The 17,160-nt window shown below is 43.0% G+C and carries 8 protein-coding genes; 3 read left to right on the top strand and 5 right to left on the bottom strand.

Annotated features, from left to right (window positions below):
* Positions 1 to 23: 23 nt before the first annotated feature.
* The gene (locus V6669_RS18045) at positions 24 to 9,842 is read left to right on the top strand and encodes an amino acid adenylation domain-containing protein (protein ID WP_338587338.1); all 9,819 of its coding nucleotides are present in this window, start codon (positions 24 to 26) and stop codon (positions 9,840 to 9,842) included.
* Between the two features lie 473 nt (positions 9,843 to 10,315).
* Positions 10,316 to 10,498 (top strand): YjfB family protein, encoded by a 183-nt coding sequence (locus tag V6669_RS18040; protein ID WP_091029218.1) that lies wholly within the window; start codon positions 10,316 to 10,318, stop codon positions 10,496 to 10,498.
* A 146-nt stretch (positions 10,499 to 10,644) separates the two neighbouring features.
* Here V6669_RS18040 and V6669_RS18035 read toward each other — a convergent pair whose 3' ends face one another.
* The 5 genes from V6669_RS18035 to V6669_RS18015 all read right to left on the bottom strand — a co-directional run bounded on the left by V6669_RS18035 (position 10,645) and on the right by V6669_RS18015 (position 16,214).
* Positions 10,645 to 11,382, bottom strand: coding sequence for an HAD family hydrolase (locus V6669_RS18035; RefSeq protein ID WP_338587337.1), 738 nt, complete (start codon positions 11,380 to 11,382; stop codon positions 10,645 to 10,647).
* Between the two features lie 71 nt (positions 11,383 to 11,453).
* On the bottom strand, positions 11,454 to 12,503 hold the full coding sequence (locus V6669_RS18030; protein WP_091020561.1) for an alcohol dehydrogenase catalytic domain-containing protein: 1,050 nt from the start codon (positions 12,501 to 12,503) through the stop codon (positions 11,454 to 11,456).
* Positions 12,504 to 12,703: 200 nt separating this feature from the next.
* Positions 12,704 to 13,942 carry an aspartate aminotransferase family protein gene (locus V6669_RS18025; RefSeq protein WP_338587335.1) on the bottom strand — a complete coding sequence of 413 codons (1,239 nt, stop codon included), beginning with the start codon at positions 13,940 to 13,942 and terminating at the stop codon, positions 12,704 to 12,706.
* Positions 13,943 to 14,032: 90 nt separating this feature from the next.
* Positions 14,033 to 15,241 (bottom strand): MFS transporter, encoded by a 1,209-nt coding sequence (locus tag V6669_RS18020; protein WP_338587333.1) that lies wholly within the window; start codon positions 15,239 to 15,241, stop codon positions 14,033 to 14,035.
* Between the two features lie 340 nt (positions 15,242 to 15,581).
* Positions 15,582 to 16,214, bottom strand: coding sequence for a DUF1963 domain-containing protein (locus V6669_RS18015; protein WP_338587332.1), 633 nt, complete (start codon positions 16,212 to 16,214; stop codon positions 15,582 to 15,584).
* Positions 16,215 to 16,418: 204 nt separating this feature from the next.
* Here V6669_RS18015 and V6669_RS18010 point away from each other — a divergent pair, with 204 nt between their 5' ends.
* On the top strand, positions 16,419 to 17,120 hold the full coding sequence (locus V6669_RS18010) for a pseudouridine synthase (protein WP_338587330.1): 702 nt from the start codon (positions 16,419 to 16,421) through the stop codon (positions 17,118 to 17,120).
* Positions 17,121 to 17,160 lie beyond the last annotated feature (40 nt).

The following is a 17,160-nucleotide window of genomic DNA, read 5'->3' as shown; positions in this document are numbered from 1 at the left end:
TATAAATGTGATCGGGGTGCCGTATGTCTATTTTTAAGAAACAGGAATCGTATTGGGCAAGCCGATTTGAAGATGATGATCATCTTGTTCATTTGCCTTATTGCAAGACAACCTCCAAACACCCAGACGATACGCAGCACCAGAATGATATATATAAGTCTTTATCAGCCGATGTCTCATATAAAATCAAGTCCATGTCGCGCAATGCTCCTATGGCGATATATACGATCTTATTAACGGGAGTTCAGTGTCTGTTATATAAATACTCGAATGAAACCAAGATGATTATTGGCATACCAACGATGGAAGAAAAGAACAATGATCTATCGCTTTCGAATAAGGTTCTTGTCTTAAAAAATAATATCAATCATGTGATGTCATTCAAATCCTTATTTAATCAAGTGAAGACCAGTTTAACCGAAGCCATTCAGCATCAACGAATCCCTTTCAGAAAAATGGTTGAACGTTTAAATGTTCAGTATGATTCGAACCATGTACCTCTAATTCATACCTTGGTTTCGTTGAATGAAATTCATCCTGCCCTTGATGAAAATAACGTAAAAGCGGCGACAATGTTCCACTTTGATCTAGAGAACGACTCCATTCAGTTAAGATTAGTTTATGATGATGATCGTTATGATCGAGAGTATATGGTCCAAGTTGTAGAACATCTTGACCAATTGTTATCCGTTGTGCTGAACCAACCTGATCTGGAGTTAAGTCATGTCGATATGTTATCGGAGTTTCATCGAAACAAGCTGTTATTTGACTTTAACGATACAAGGGTGGGGTATCCACAGAACAAGACGATGCATCAATTATTTGAAGAACAGGTGGAACGAACACCGGACCATCCGGCAGTCGTATTTGAGAATAGACAGTTAACGTACAGAGAGTTAAATCAAAAATCCAACCAATTGGCCCGATTGCTTCAAGCTAAGGGGGTGCAGGCGGGTCAGTTCGTTGGCATTATGGCAGAGCGCTCACTTGAGATGATCATAGGTTTATTCGGTATTCTAAAAGCTGGCGGGGCATATGTCCCAATCGATCCGGAATATCCGCCAGATCGTATTCATTATATCCTTGAGGATTCAAAAGTGGCTTGGTTGCTGCATCAAAGTCATATACAGAAACCTGAACATTATGCAGGGACATTTGTCATTCTGGATTCTGAAATAAATCACCATGATCATCATTTAAGTTTGGAAGATGGAGCGATCTCCAGTGATTTGGCATACATGATCTACACGTCTGGAACAACAGGTCATCCCAAAGGCGTAATGATTGAACATGCCAGCATTGTGAATTCCCTGCAATGGAAATCGGATTTTTATCATTTTACCGGAGATGATCGGGTATTAATGCTGAATCCTTTCGTTTTTGATTCATTTATTACTCATTTCTTTGGTCCGATGATATCTGGCTCGACAGTGTACTTGTTAAACCAGCAACAGTGTAAAGATGCTGTAGCCATCAATACGATGATCAAAAAACAGGAGATCACGCACATTCAAAGTCCACCCAGTTTCTTGATGACACTGTTGGAACAAGTAAGCGCGGAAGATTGGAGATCCATGAAAAATGTGGTGGCTGCGGGAGAGAAGATTGTTCCTGCCTTAATACACAAATTACAGCGCATCAATCCACTGATTGAAGTGTGTAATGAATACGGTCCAACCGAAAATAGTGTTGTATCCACAGTTCTGTCGATCAAGTCGGCAGATCAAAATATCTCAATCGGGAAGCCTATTGCGAACAATAGAGTCTATATTTTAGGAGAACGGAATGAATTGCAGCCTATTGGAGTTCAGGGAGAATTATGTATAGCAGGAGCAGGGCTCTCCAAAGGTTATTTGAACCGTCCAGATCTGACTGCGGAGAAATTCGTAGATGATCCATTTGTTTCGGGAGCGAAAATGTACAAGACAGGTGACTTCGCAAGATGGCTGCCCGATGGGAACATAGAGTATATAGGAAGGGTAGATCATCAAGAGAAAATTCGTGGACACCGGATTGAACTTGGTGAAGTGGAGACGGCTCTTCTAAATAGTACCCAGATAAAAGAGGCCATCGTCATAGCCAGAGAAGATGAAACGGGAACGAAACAATTATGTGCGTACCTGGTAGGAGAGAATGCAATCACGATCGGGGAACTGCGGGAGGCGCTGTCCCAGCAGCTGCCAAACTACATGATTCCGTCCTATTTTGTACAGCTGGATCAGATGCCGCTCACGTCTAACGGGAAAATCGATCGCAAAGCTTTGCCTGCTCCCAAAGAACATATGTTGAAGGGCATGGAGTACGAAGCACCCCGAACGATGGTGGAACAACAACTTGTATCGATCTGGGAAGAGGTACTTGGGGTAGAGAACATCGGGATTTTGGATAATTTCTTCGAGCTTGGAGGAGATTCGATTAAATCCATTCAAGTTTCTTCGAGGTTATATCAAGCAGGTTACCAGGTGCAGATGGATCATCTGTTTAAAAATCCAACCATAGCAAGCTTAATTCCCTATGTCCAACCCATAAGTACCATGTCAGAACAGGGAATCATCACTGGAAAAGTGATGCTGACTCCAATCCAGCATTGGTTTTTTGAGCAATACAAGGTGGACGCCCATCATTATAATCAGTCCGTGATGTTGTATCGGAAAGAAGGTTTTCATGAAGCCACACTTCGCCATGTATTCGATAAACTGAGTGAGCATCATGATGCACTTCGTATGGTATATCGCCATACGGAGCGGGGGTATGAAGCGTGGAATGAAGGGTTGGCAAGGGAACCCTTATATACACTTGAAGTGATGGACTTTAAGTCATTAGCAGATCCGTCTCAAGAAATCGAGAAGAAGGCAAATGAAATGCAAAGCACGTTTACCTTGGAACGTGGACCTTTGATGAAGCTGGGCGTGTTTCAATGTGGAGATGGAGATCATTTACTAATCGTTATTCATCATCTAGTCATCGACGGGGTTTCGTGGCGAATTTTGATCGAAGACCTATCGAGGGGTTATGAACAATTAAGTGAGGGAGAACCCATTCAACTACCGCAAAAAACGGCTTCCTTTCAATTATGGGCAGAACAGCTCCAGTTGTATGCGAACAGTGATGCGATAACGCAAGAGATTGCATATTGGAATGAAATTGAACAAGCAAAATATAAGCCCTTACCTACAGATTTTAAAGCGGATCATGCACTGGAAAAAGACAGTGAAGAAATCACGATGGAATGGTCATCGGCAGAAACGGAGCAATTATTAAAACAAGCGAATCGTGCTTATAAAACGGAGATTAGCGATTTGCTGCTCAATGCACTAGGCATGTCTATTCACCAATGGACAGGCATGGATAAAGTGTTGGTCAATCTGGAGGGACATGGAAGAGAACAAATTATACCGGATCTCGATATTACACGAACGATCGGATGGTTTACAAGCCAGTATCCGGTTGTACTTGATATGGAAGCAAGTTCAAATATGTCTCTTTTCATCAAAACAAACAAAGAAATGATTCGTCAAATCCCTAAAAAAGGGATTGGTTATGGTATTTTACGATATTTAAGTGCACATCAGCAAGAAATGCCCTTTACCTTGAATCCTGAAATTAGTTTTAACTATTTAGGACAATTTGATCAGGATCTTCAGAATAGTGGGATGCAGATCTCTCCCTATCCAGGCGGAGCAACAGCAAGCGACAATCACAGAAGAAATGTTCTTATCAATATGAATGCCTTAATTGTGGAAGGCAAATTGACGTTGTCACTTCGGTATAGTCGCACCCAATATCAAAAAGAAACGATGGAGCGAGTGGTAACATATTTTAGAGATCATCTGCAAGAAATAGTGATGCATTGTGTGACAAAAGAGAAGCCGGAATGTACACCAAGTGATCTAACGTTAAAAGGAATTACGATTGAAGAATTAGAAGGATTTGTTCAAGAATCGGAACACATTGGTGAAATCGAAGATATATATGCTTTGTCACCGATGCAAAATGGGATGTTCTTTCATCATTTGCTTCATTCAAAGTCTGAAGCGTATTTCCTTCAAACCACGCTGGATCTTCATGGTTCGTTAGACGTGGAAGCTTTTACGAAGAGTCTGGATCAGTTGATGCAGCGTAATTCGATTCTCAGAACAAATTTTCATAGCAAATGGAAGAATGGACCTCTGCAAGTGGTATACCGTCATAAACGGAATGGGCTAATATACGAAGATTTGCGTGAGATGAATGAAGAAGATCGTGAAGCATACGTGGCAGAATATACAAGAGCAGATAAAATGAAAGGTTTCGACCTGTCTCAGGATGTGTTAATGCGTATTTCGATCTTGCGAACGGATGACCAAACCTATCGTTTCATTTGGAATTATCATCATATTTTGATGGATGGCTGGTGCCTGTCTCTTGTAATCCAGGAGTTGTTTGATGGATACTTTGTCCAGGAACAACGAAAACTGGAGGCAAAGAGTACGATTCCATACAAACACTATATTGAATGGCTGGACAACCAAGATCATGAAGAATCCCTGAAATACTGGAGTGACTATTTGCAAGGTTATGATGAGCAGACGACTTTGCCAAAAGAACATGCAATTACGAAGAGTGATGAATATCATTCAGAGCATATGATTTGTACACTTAGTCGGGAATTAACCGGACAAATCGCACAAGTCGCCAGTCAGAATCAGGTGACGCTGAATACGTTCATGCAGACAGCCTGGGGAATGTTGCTACAGATATATAACGGCAGTGAGGATGTTGTATTCGGAAGCGTGGTGTCGGGCAGACCTGCGGCGATTGTCGGAGTTGAGCGAATCATTGGTTTATTCATCAATACCATTCCTGTACGCGTTCAGACTAAAGGTAACGAGACATTTGCAGCGGTTATGAAACGGAATCAGGAACAAGCTGTGGCTTCGCATCCACATGACACGTATCCGTTATACGAGATTCAAGCGGAAACATCGCAAAAGCAAAATTTGATTGATCATATCCTGATATTCGAGAATTATCCTGTACAGGGCATTATGGAACAGTTTGGGGATCAGGAGGAGACAACTCTTCGGATTACGAATGTAGAAGCAGATGAACAAACGAATTATGACTTTAACCTGATTATTAAACCAGGCCAATCCATGAAATGTATGTTCTATTACAATGCTAACGTCTATGATCGGGCAAGCGTAGAACGCATTCAAGGTCATTTGATTCAGATGTTGAAGCAAGTGGTCAACAATCCGAATATTCCGATCCATGACATTGACTTGACGACAACACAGGAGAAAACACAAATTTTGGAACAGTTTAATGATTCAATGGCTGAATATCCAATGGACAAGACAATTCATGGACTGTTTGAGGAACAGGCGGCAAGGACTCCTGCACACGTTGCGGTTGTATTTGAGGATCAACATTTGAACTATCAAGGGCTGAACGAGAAAGCCAACCAATTGGCAAGAACGCTGAAGGCTAAAGGCATTCAAAATGATCAGTTAGTCGGGATCATCGCTGATCGTTCGCTAGACATGGTTGTAGGAATCCTTGCGATTTTGAAAGCGGGTGGTGCATACGTGCCGATTGATCCCGAATATCCAGAGGATCGTGTAAACTACATGCTTGAGGATTCGGGTGTACATGTATTATTGCTGCAAAGTCATTTGCAAGAACGCATCTCTTTTGCAGGAAAGGTCGTTTGCCTGGATCTATCTGAGTCCTATCATGAAGATCATTCCAACTTGGGAGTGACTGCTGCACCAACAGGCCTGGCATATGTAATTTATACCTCAGGAACAACAGGTAAACCAAAAGGGACATGTATTGAACATAAAAATGTGGTGCGATTGTTGTTCAATAGTAAAAATTTGTTTGATTTTAATGCATCAGATACATGGACATTATTCCATTCTTTTTGTTTTGATTTTTCGGTATGGGAAATGTATGGGGCATTGCTCTATGGCGGAAAACTGGTTATCGTACCTCAAATGACGGCAAAAAGTCCGGAACAATTTCTACAATTGTTAAAAGACGAGCAAGTGACGATATTGAATCAAACGCCAACGTATTTCTATCATCTTCTTCAGGAAGAACTGGCAGGTCATGCAGCAGATCTGAAATTAAGAAAAGTGATTTTTGGAGGAGAAGCCCTCAATCCCGTGTTATTGAAGGAATGGAAGCTGAAATATCCATTTATCCAGTTAATTAATATGTATGGGATAACCGAAACAACGGTTCATGTAACTTATAAGGAAATAACCGACATTGAAATACATGCTGGAAAGAGCAATATTGGAAAACCAATCCCGACGTTGCAGACCTATATTCTGGATAAACATCAACGCATTCAACCGATCGGTGTTCAGGGAGAATTAGTTGTAGCAGGTGAGGGCCTTGCCAGAGGTTATCTGAACCGGCCTGATTTAACCGCGGAGAAATTTGTTGATCACCCCTGGATTACAGAAGGGAAAATGTATCGCACAGGAGATGCCGCAAGATGGCTGCCGGATGGAAATATTGAATATCTGGGACGAATCGATCATCAAGTGAAAATTCGCGGTTACCGAATTGAGCTTGGCGAAGTGGAAACTGCGCTTTTGCAAATAGACTCCATTCAGGAAGCGGTCGTTATTGCCCGTGAGCATGAGGATGGTTCGAAGCAGTTGTGTGCGTACTGGAAAGGCGACGGCTCACTGACAGCGAAGAAAATCAGAATGGCATTATCTCATGAAATTCCGGATTATATGATCCCGTCTTATTTTGTTCAATTAGAGCATATACCGATAACTTCCAATGGAAAGGTTGACCGAAAGGCATTACCAACTCCACAAGAGCATATGCAAAAAGGCACCGAGTATATGGCGCCACAAAACGCTGTAGAACAAGCGATCGTCTCTGCCTGGGAAGCTGTGCTTGGTGTTCAAAAGGTTAGCACATCAGATCATTTCTTTGAACTCGGGGGCGATTCGATTAAATGTATTCAAGTTTCCTCACGACTGCTTCAAGCAGGGTATAAATTGGAAATGAAGCATTTCTTCACCTATCCGACAGTAGCAGAGTTGAGTGAACACGTTACATCTGTGAGTACTATTTCTGACCAAGGGGAAGTTACGGGACAAGTGATGCTGACACCTGTTCAGCGCTGGTTCTTTGATCAAAATATGGTGGACGCACATCATTACAATCAGGAAATGATGTTCTTTCGTGAAAAAGGGTTTGATGTCCGCTTTATTCACAGCATCATGGATAAGATCGTTAAACAGCATGATGCTCTCCGCATCCTTTATCGTCAAGCGACTGAAGGTGGATATGAAGCGTGGAATCGAGGGGCAGACGAAGATGGATTATACAGCCTTGAAATCGTTGACCTCAAAACAGAAGCAGATCCTGCATCGTTCATTGAAAATAAAGCAAAAGAAATTCAGAGTGGTATGGATCTGTCTCACGGGCCTTTGATCAAACTTGGGTTGTTCCAATGTGCTGAAGGGGATCACCTGCTTATTGCCATCCATCATTTGTTGGTAGACGGGGTTTCATGGCGTATTTTATATGAAGATATTCAGACAGGACATGATCAGTTCTTGAGAGGCCAAGAAATCCAGCTTCCTCAAAAAACGACCTCGTTTAAACAATGGGCAGAACAATTGTCTACGTTTGCAGACAGTGCGGCGATGAAGCAAGAGAATCCATACTGGAGTCGTGTGGAGCAGGCCCAGCTAAGCCCGCTGCCTAAAGATATGGATTGTGATGAGACGATTGGCAAAGATAGTGAAACGATCACCATTCATTGGACAGCAGCGGAAACGGAGCAATTATTAAAACAGACACATCATGCGTACCATACGGAAATTAATGATATATTGCTAACGGCATTGGGAATGGCAGTTCATGATTGGACAGGCATGGGAGAAATTCTTGTAAATCTGGAAGGGCACGGTAGAGAAGACATCCTGCCAGAGCTGGACATTACGCGTACAGTGGGATGGTTTACGAGCATGTACCCCGTTATGATTACGATGGAGTCCGGGGCTGACTTATCAAGGAGGATTAAGACCGTCAAGGAAAGACTGCGTCAGATCCCAACTAAAGGCATTGGTTACGGGATTTCAAGGTATTTGTCACATGGAAATGAAGGATTCAAGTTAGAGAAAAATCCCGAAATTAGTTTCAACTATATGGGACAGGTGAATCAGGATTCGGGCCAAGATGGCATTAAATTCTCGCATTATTCCAGCGGGCCATCCGTAAGTGAAAACAACAAGAGACCTTTTGTGCTGAATATCAATGGCATTGTTACAGAGGGTCGGTTGTCGCTGTCCATTAACTATAGTCAAAAACAATATCGCCGGGAAACGATGGAGCAATTGGCTTGTATCTATAAGGAAGATCTTAATAGAGTCGTTGAACATTGTGTAACGAAGGAACAAACCGAGCTTACGCCAAGTGATATTTCATGCAAGTCATTAACCATTGATCAATTGGATCAAATCGTGGAACAAACTGGGCACATCGGTCGAATCGAAAATGTGTACCCACTTACACCATTACAGAAGGAAATGTTGTACGAAAGTGAACGGAATCCAATTTCGGGCGCTTACTTTGTACAAATCATGTTTGATATGCGTGGAGATTTGGATGTTGCCTCTTTTGCGCAAAGTTTGGATCAACTAATGCAAAGGCATGCGATATTAAGAACTAATTTTTACAGTGATTTCGTGGACATCCCTCTTCAAATCGTGTATCAAGAGAAGAAATTTGAATTTAACTATGAAGATGTAGCTGGCAAAAGTGAGCTGCAAGGTAAAACGTATGTTGACGAGTATATTGAGCAGGACAAGGCAAGAGGATTTGACTTACAACGAGATTCGCTAATACGCATGTCTGTTTTACGAATAAAGCCTGAGGAATACCGCGTCATATGGAGTTTTCACCATATTTTGATGGACGGCTGGTGTATGTCTCTTGTAAGCAAAGAGATATTTGAAAATTATTTTGCGATTCGGGAAAATAGAAAGCCTCAAGTGACTCTATTAACACCGTATAGTCAATTCATTGAATGGCTGGAACAGCAAGATCATCAAGGTGCAATAAACTATTGGAGTCATTACCTGGAAGGTTATGAAGGGCAAACGAAATTGCCTGGAGAAAAAATCAAACTGAAACATGAAAGACAGGATTCCAGAACGCTAAACTGTTATTTGGATGATGTACTAATTGAGCAAATGAAACAGATTGCGGAACAGCAGCATGTAACGCTCCATACGTTAGTTCAGACTGCTTGGGGTGTATTGTTGCAGCAATACAATGAAAGCAATGATGTTGTATTCGGAAGTGTTGTATCGGGCAGACCGCCTGTTATTCCTGGGATCGAAAGTATGATTGGATTATTTATTAATGCGATTCCTGTTCGTATCCAGGCTCAGGCCGATGAGTCATTTATATCTTTAATGAAAAGGAATCAGGCACAAGCTGTGGAGTCACATGCATATGACACGTATTCGTTATATGATATTCAAAATCTGACCAAGCAAAAACAATCTCTGATTAACCATGTTGTTGTATATCAGAACTTCCCGGTAGAGCATCGAATGGAGAGTTTGGGTCAAAAAGGCGAAATACCGCTTGAAATTATGAATGTTGGGGGTACAGAACACAATAGTTTTGATTTTACTTTGATCGTCAAGCCCCATGAGAACATGAAGATCATATTGATGTATAATGCCAATGTGTATGACCTATCTACCGTTGAACAGATTCAAAAACACTTTATTTCCATGATTCAACAGGTGGTAAGTAACCCGGAAGTTAAAATAAACGAACTTGCGTTGAGTACGTCGAACATTTATTAATGGAAAAATAATGGGCCTCTCCAAAAGTGAGTTTCCTCCTCACTCAAAGCGCTAACGAATCTGACGCGTCTTAAGAGGTAGATTCGATGTGAACGGCAAACTTAAACGAACCTCAGTAACGTTATTTCATCATATCAGGGTGTCAGAACCTAAAAAACGACCCAATCGACGAAATAACGTCTCTGTGATTCGTTACACCATAGACTTGTGCAAATCAGAGCGAATAGCGTGTGCCAGGTTCATTAGAATAAAATAACTTTTATAAGGGATGTCCTCAGTCATGCTCATGACTTATGGCATCCCCTTTTTATGCTCCGTTAATGATGCAAGGAACTACCCGAAGCTGAGGATGGTTATGATTGAATGGAATGGATTTCCGTATACATTTTGATCGACCTTTTAACAATTCCTCTCTACTGACCGATATATAATAAGTACATCTATGTAATCAGAAAGTGAAAGGAGTGCAGAACATGGATATTGCAGCATTATCAATGGCGATGAGCCAAGCTTCAGTAGTGCAGTCGGCAAGCTTGCAAGTGATGTCGATTACAAAAGACATCGCACAGCAGCAAGGCCAGCAGATGGCGGAAATGTTGAAGTCAGTGCCTGCTCCTCATCCCAATCTGGGTGGAAGTCTCGATCTTTCGGTTTAGTTGAAATTACAGCATGTGTCCTCATGTAACACCCATTGCAGCAAGCAAAACCCAAACAGCTCCAATTCGAATGAATTGAAGCCGTTTGGGTTGTTTTTTTTCTAAATACTCATTCCCGAAATTACGATCCTTTTATTACGATCTTCTCAGCGAAACTTTGACAAACTTGGCAATCTGCCTTCAAAGGGCAGTGTGTCCTTCAATGTCCATAACTCATCGTAACTGGAAATCTGAAGATCGGCTTTGGACAAGTCCTGATTGCCTGATCCCGGATTACGATATCCGATACAGCGCATGCCTGCACTTTTGGCGGCCTGAACACCATTGCGCGAGTCCTCGATCACCAGACAATTCGAAGGGGATGCACCAATCATCTCAGCGGTGGTCAGGAAAATATCTGGTGCTGGCTTGCCGTTTGTAACTTCCTCACCTGTCATTCGCACCTCAAAGTATTGTCCAAGTCCGGTTTTGTCCATGATCAGATCAATCAGTGCACGTGGAGAGGAAGAAGCAACCGCTATGGGTACGTGTTGCTCATGCAGCCAGCTTAACCAGCGTTCCACGGAAGGCATTGCTGTGAGATTCGGATGGGCAAGCATCGTTTGCATCACATTATGCTGATGATAAGCAAATATTTCTTCCAGCGTAGCTGTCAGTTGATGTTTGTCCAATACTTGCTGCCACATGGATTCCAGCGTAACTCCAACATAGGTATGATGTTCTTCATCAGTCACCCTTGCTCCAAAATGGGTAAAAGAGCTGCGCTCAATCTCGAAATAAATCGGTTCGCTGTCAATCAGTACACCATCCATGTCAAAAATGACTGCTTGGATGATGTCATCATTGGGCGTTCCCAGTCCGTCAGACTCTTTGTTTGCTGCCATGCTGTATTCCTCCTCCAGGATTGTGTAAACATATATCTCTAATCTAACCCATTCATGGTTAACGTTCCACTTTAGAAACTGGAACCGCTGGATTGCAGCACAACTTTAATGGCATGTGAAGAGGCTTGAAGTGTGCGTCCCTGAATATCGCAGCCAAGTGTGCGGAATGCCTCTTCGTAATCCTCCAATGGGAAGGAGTGGGTGATGATTTTTTTTGCCGGAATAATCCCTTGTTCAATCATATAATGTGCGGTTGCAAATGTGCCCAGAGAATCAATGGAACCAATAATTTTCAGACTGCGGTCCACGACTTCTTTTGGATTAAAGGACGTATTTCCATCTCTTAGACCTACCAGCATCAGATAACCGCCGCTGGCGAGCTGGGAGAGCACTTGTGTGCCCACAACGCCCGTTGTATCAACAATCATATCGACCTGATGGGTTGCGGGTGACAGTGATTCTATTGCATTTTCGAAGGATGAATGAACTTCCCAACGATCTGGTGCAATAGAACCAGCAATGGCTAAGCGTTCTTCGGAGATGTCGACCAGACAGCCGGTAACCCCTTTGGAAGCGAGCGCGTAGCTGTACAGAATGCCAATCGGGCCTGCACCGAGGATGATTGTTCTGAAATTCGGCAGTAGATGAATCTGATTAATCCCCGTCAGCATACAGCTGAGCGGTTCCGTCAAAGTTGCTTCTTCATAGCTCACATGATCCTTCAATTTGTACAAAAAGCGATCTTCGGTCACATAATAATCTGTAAATGTTCCGTCAGCACTCACACCTGTCTCGGTAACAGACTTATGTGTGCAATGATTTTGTCTGCCTGTTCTGCACATGTCACATTGTCCGCAATAGTAGGTAGGATCGATCACAACACGGTCGCCCGGTTGTAATGTCGTTACCGCAGAGCCAACATCAATGACTTCCCCGGCAGACTCATGACCGAGAATGACAGAAGGAACCGCATGATATTTACCGCTGACGATGCCTAGATCGGTACCACATACGCCGGTTGCTCGAATACGAACCAACACCTGATTATCTCTTGTAATTTCCGGGACAGGCCGTTCCTCAAGCGCCACATCCCAAGCCGATTTGTATACCAATGCAAGCATGATATAACCTCCTAATAATAAAAATTATAATTCAGATTACACGATAACGAAGAGAACAGAACAAACATGTAGAAGCGTGAGCGTTCGCCTTTATCAACGGATTTTTCCCTTGGGAAAAGGGGAATCAAAAAATCCGGGGATAACAGCGATCGAAAGGTTGTTCTGTTTGCGTAGTGTTCGAGTGTAATATGAATTACTCACTAATGAACGCTGGCAAGCACCGAATCCAGCCGCTCTACAATCTCAACCAGCTCGTCTTCGGTTGTCGTAAGGGAAGGCCGGACCTTAACAACGTTACCGAAGCCATATCTTGAACTTCTCAAGATTAGATGCTCATCTGTAAAAGCACGGTCAACGATGGCATTGGTTTTGAGCGTATCGGGTTCATTACCGTCACCTACGATCTCTAACCCCCACATTAACCCGACACCACGAGCTTCCCCGATACTTGGGTATTTCGTAGCCAATTCATGCAGCAATTCACCCAGAATTTCACCTTTGCGTTTTACGGCATCCAGAAACCCGGGTTCGGATACCACTTCCAAGGTGGATTTGGCAGCGGTTACGGAGATCAGATTGCTTCCAGAGGTGAAGGAGTGTTCGTGCTTTTCGAGCACATTCAGCCGGGATTGCATTAATACCGCAGCAACAGGTACACCGATCCCGCCAAGACCTTTTGCAAGGGTAATCATATCAGGCTGGATATCAAACAGTTCGCTGGCGAACATGGTTCCGGTACGACCGATGCCTGTCTGCACTTCGTCAGCAATAAGAATAATATTGTACTCATCACACAGTTTACGCAGACGTTTGAAATATCCGGCGGGAGGGATGATGTTGCCGCCATTTCCAAGAATGGGTTCGATAATCATGCATGCGACTGAGCCGGAACTTGCATATTCTATCGCATCAGATATAGCTTCAACGCATTGATAGCCGCAGTCTATATTTGAGGATTTGAATGGGCAGCGATAACAGTATGGGGCAGGTACATGGACAGCGTTAGCCACAGCCGAATTGGGGAACCGTTTCCGCCGGAAGGCATTCCCCGAAATCCCGGTGGCAAATTGGGTCTGCCCATGATGGGACAGATACAGGCTGATGATGTCTGTTGATTCGGTATACTTCTGTGCAATTTTGGTTGCACATTCGTTGGCAGTTGAACCAGTGATATCCCGCATCCATCCGGCATTAATGTCGTTTGGAGCATATTCGATTAAGTGATCAAGTACTTCATTGACGTACGGTTCGGTGAAGGAGGAAGACATATGCGTCAGATTGCCGACTTGTTCCTGAATTTTGCTGACAACATGTGGGTGATTATAGCCCAGTGACAGATTGAACGTGCCCGACACGCCATCCAGGTATTCAACACCTGAATCGTCAATCAACTTAATCCCTTTTCCGGCTATGAAGCGGTTGTTGGTTAAAGTTTGCATACGATTTCCTCCAATATAATGGTGTACTAACTCGAACAAAGCTCAACAATCCCGGATGATGCGGGCATCACCTCCCTTAAGAAACGATGTTTACATTTCCTTACTATGTTGTGCGAGAGCAGTACGTACTGCATTATTTTTTACAGTCCATAGATGAGAGATCATCAATGTGAGCAGCAGGATCAGACAGAATCCGGCCAAAATCCAGATCGTATTCACGACAGGCCCTGTACTCATACTCCATCCAGTCACATACTGCAAGATGGCACCTCCAATACCACCCGATGCGATCAGGATACTGGTTGTCCGCTCGGTCATACCGGGAATCAGAACATTTGCGTAGACCAGTGCGATACAGAACAGCCCTGACATGAACAGACCGGTTCCGAAGATGAGCACATACGTTGCCCACTGTCCAGTTACAAATACCATAGCGACCGTAAACAAAAGCGTGCCAACCGTACTCCAGATCAGGAAAGGCATATAGTTGACGGCTTCCGCTATTTTCCCTGAGAAAAGACGACCGATGATCATCGCAATCCACAGGATGGAGACACTTAGCGATGCGACAGATTCCTGGAGCTGCAATCGTTCTACAAGAATGGAGGGCAGGAAGTTCATTAATCCCAGTTCCAGTCCCATGTAGATGAAAAAGAAGATGACAAAGATCGTAAGCAGACCAAGCTGTTTTCTAGAATATCGGCCTTTACCTGCTGAGTGTGCCACTGTATTCTCGCCAGCCTGTTCCAGATATAGTGCGGCTGAACGGGGCATAGTGATCCACAGCAGCATGAGAACGAGTGACAACACGGCCACTGTATAAAAAGTAAGATGCCACAGATCCATCCAGATAAATAAAGCAGCGACAGCGGGGATGAGAAGTGCTCCAAGAGCAAAGAACACATCAAGCTTGGACATCGCTACAGCCTTCTGATTTTCAGTGAATTCGATTGTGAATGCTCCAACGGAAGGCTCAATAATGCCTGAGCCAAAGCCGATGAGAATAGTAAGTAGAAGAACGCTAGTCCAAGATGGCAAAAGTCCGAGAACAGCATAAGCAGCTACAATACAGACCAGTGCAATCAGTAGCATAACTTTTCTTCCGATCCGGGCAGTCATTGAAGGAGCGACAAGAACCCCGACAAGAAATCCAAGGAACTGCAGGAATAACAAAAATCCGCCATCACTGTAACCGCGCTCATAATATGTCAATAAAACAGGGAGAAGTGCGCCGAGCACAACGCTGGTTATGCCGATTAACAGATAAAAACCGCAGCTTAGAGCGAATATTCTTTTCAAAAGCCCGCCTCCTAGTTGGATGAAATTTTTATATTATGTAATAAATGTTTATTTCATATATAACTTATACCATAAATGTGCAAATGTACATGCTTTTTGTTGTAAAATAATGTTAAATTTTGATGAGTAGAAATATTTCTCGTGCTAAGTTTTTTCTAAAACGATTTCGTGTCGAAAGGGTAGATATGATTTAATTCATATGACCTTTTAACAGGGTTTGGCATCTGTATTGATCGAGAATAGTAAAACGTGCATATAAAAAAACGTTCCCTGTCTAGGTAGACGGGAAACGTTCTGATTAGCCGTTTATATGATGATAACTGATCTCAACGTATCGCTGTTAAGCAGTCTGTACAAAGAAAATTCCATCCAATGGTGCGTGAGCAGACGCGGGACCACTTCGCAAAAATAAATAACCGTTTGCATCGGGAAGACCCAATATATCCTGATAAGGCTCAGGAAAATCTCCGGAATACATTTGACACACCAGTTGATATTCCTCTAGCAAATGGTCAATTCCTTTCACACCGTTTGGTAAAGCGGGAGAGAAAAATGAAAATGCAGGGAATGCCTGATCTTCTAACTCCATTTCAATCAAACGTACGCCGCTTAACGGAATGGGTGGAACGGGACATACGGAAGTGAGTGGATGCGAAGATACCGACACATAAGTGCATCCGGCAAGAATATTCTCGTTCCATTCCAGCTCATCTCCCGTATAGGTTACCTGATCCAGAAAATATTCGGAGGCGGAGTAGGTTGAGAAGACCGAGATATATTTATCTTGTGGTAAAGGTGGGATATGGGCCTGCTTTGAAAGTGTATTGCAATTGATGGAGAACAGATGTAATAAAGGCTGACCCTCAGGGTTGAGTGGCCAGTCGGAAACGTATGCCGTTTCTCCACCAATCCACATGCCAGAGTCTTGGTTGGGATCATCGGGGTCAACTGTAAATCGAGTAACTTTGTACATGAGAAACTCCCTCCAGCGTGTATTTTGGTTTTCCTATGTAGCGTTATATATGTTTTCATATAACCATTCATTGCTTCGTTTCAGTATAAATGAGATGATGTGGAATGAGAATCAGTACAAGGTACTAACTCTTGCTTGAAGTAAATTAACGTATCATTAATTCAACGAACCACCAGAAATATTACAGATGAGAAGTGGTGACACATGTTAATTAACAAATACATAAGTGAAACGGGATTCTGCTCCCGCAGGGAAACGAACCGATTAATTGCGGCCGGACGCATAACGATCAATGGCAGGGTATGTGAAAAAGGGGCGGAAGTTGAACCTCATGATGTGGTACTCATTGATGGGAAGGAGATTCCTCATAATGACAGCGAACCTGTCTACATTGCTCTGAACAAACCCATCGGTATTGTTTGCACAGCAGCAGCACATGTGGAAGGGAATATCATTCAATATATGAATTATCCTTCTCGCATATTTGCGATAGGCAGGCTGGATAAGGCATCTGAGGGGTTAATTTTGCTTACAAATGATGGAGGCATTGTGAACAAGATGATGCGTTCGGAGCATAATCATGATAAAGAATATGTAGTGACTGTAGACAAACCTATAACAGATGAATTTGTAAAGTCCATGTCTGAAGGCGTTGAAATTCTCGACGTGGTGACCAAGCCCTGCGAAGTGTATAGGCAAAGTGACAATGTATTTCGTATTATTCTGACACAGGGGCTCAACCTTCAAATTCGCAGAATGTGCAAAGCCTTGGGGTACCGAGTGTTGAAGCTTGAGCGCATCCGAATTATGAATATTAGGCTGGATCAACTGGAGAGGGGGCAATGGCGTCATCTGGAGCAAGAGGAACTGGAGATTCTGCTGTCTCAATTAAATGAGATAAAATGAATGACTTCTGCTCATGTCAACCGTGGCCAACCACGATATC

Source organism: Paenibacillus sp. Y5S-9 (assembly GCF_036894235.1).
Lineage (GTDB): Bacteria > Bacillota > Bacilli > Paenibacillales > Paenibacillaceae > Paenibacillus.
The sequence above is the reverse complement of the archived record's forward strand: the minus strand, read 5'-3'. Positions and strand labels throughout refer to the sequence as shown.

Excerpts from the sequence above, each read along its gene's own strand:
- V6669_RS18025 (WP_338587335.1), bottom strand. The coding sequence starts at position 13,942 with ATGCAAACTTTAACCAACAACCGCTTCATAGCCGGAAAAGGGATTAAG.
- V6669_RS18010 (WP_338587330.1), top strand. The coding sequence starts at position 16,419 with ATGTTAATTAACAAATACATAAGTGAAACGGGATTCTGCTCCCGCAGG.
- V6669_RS18045 (WP_338587338.1), top strand. The coding sequence starts at position 24 with ATGTCTATTTTTAAGAAACAGGAATCGTATTGGGCAAGCCGATTTGAA.
- V6669_RS18015 (WP_338587332.1), bottom strand. The coding sequence starts at position 16,214 with ATGTACAAAGTTACTCGATTTACAGTTGACCCCGATGATCCCAACCAA.
- V6669_RS18030 (WP_091020561.1), bottom strand. The coding sequence starts at position 12,503 with ATGCTTGCATTGGTATACAAATCGGCTTGGGATGTGGCGCTTGAGGAA.
- V6669_RS18035 (WP_338587337.1), bottom strand. The coding sequence starts at position 11,382 with ATGGCAGCAAACAAAGAGTCTGACGGACTGGGAACGCCCAATGATGAC.
- V6669_RS18040 (WP_091029218.1), top strand. The coding sequence starts at position 10,316 with ATGGATATTGCAGCATTATCAATGGCGATGAGCCAAGCTTCAGTAGTG.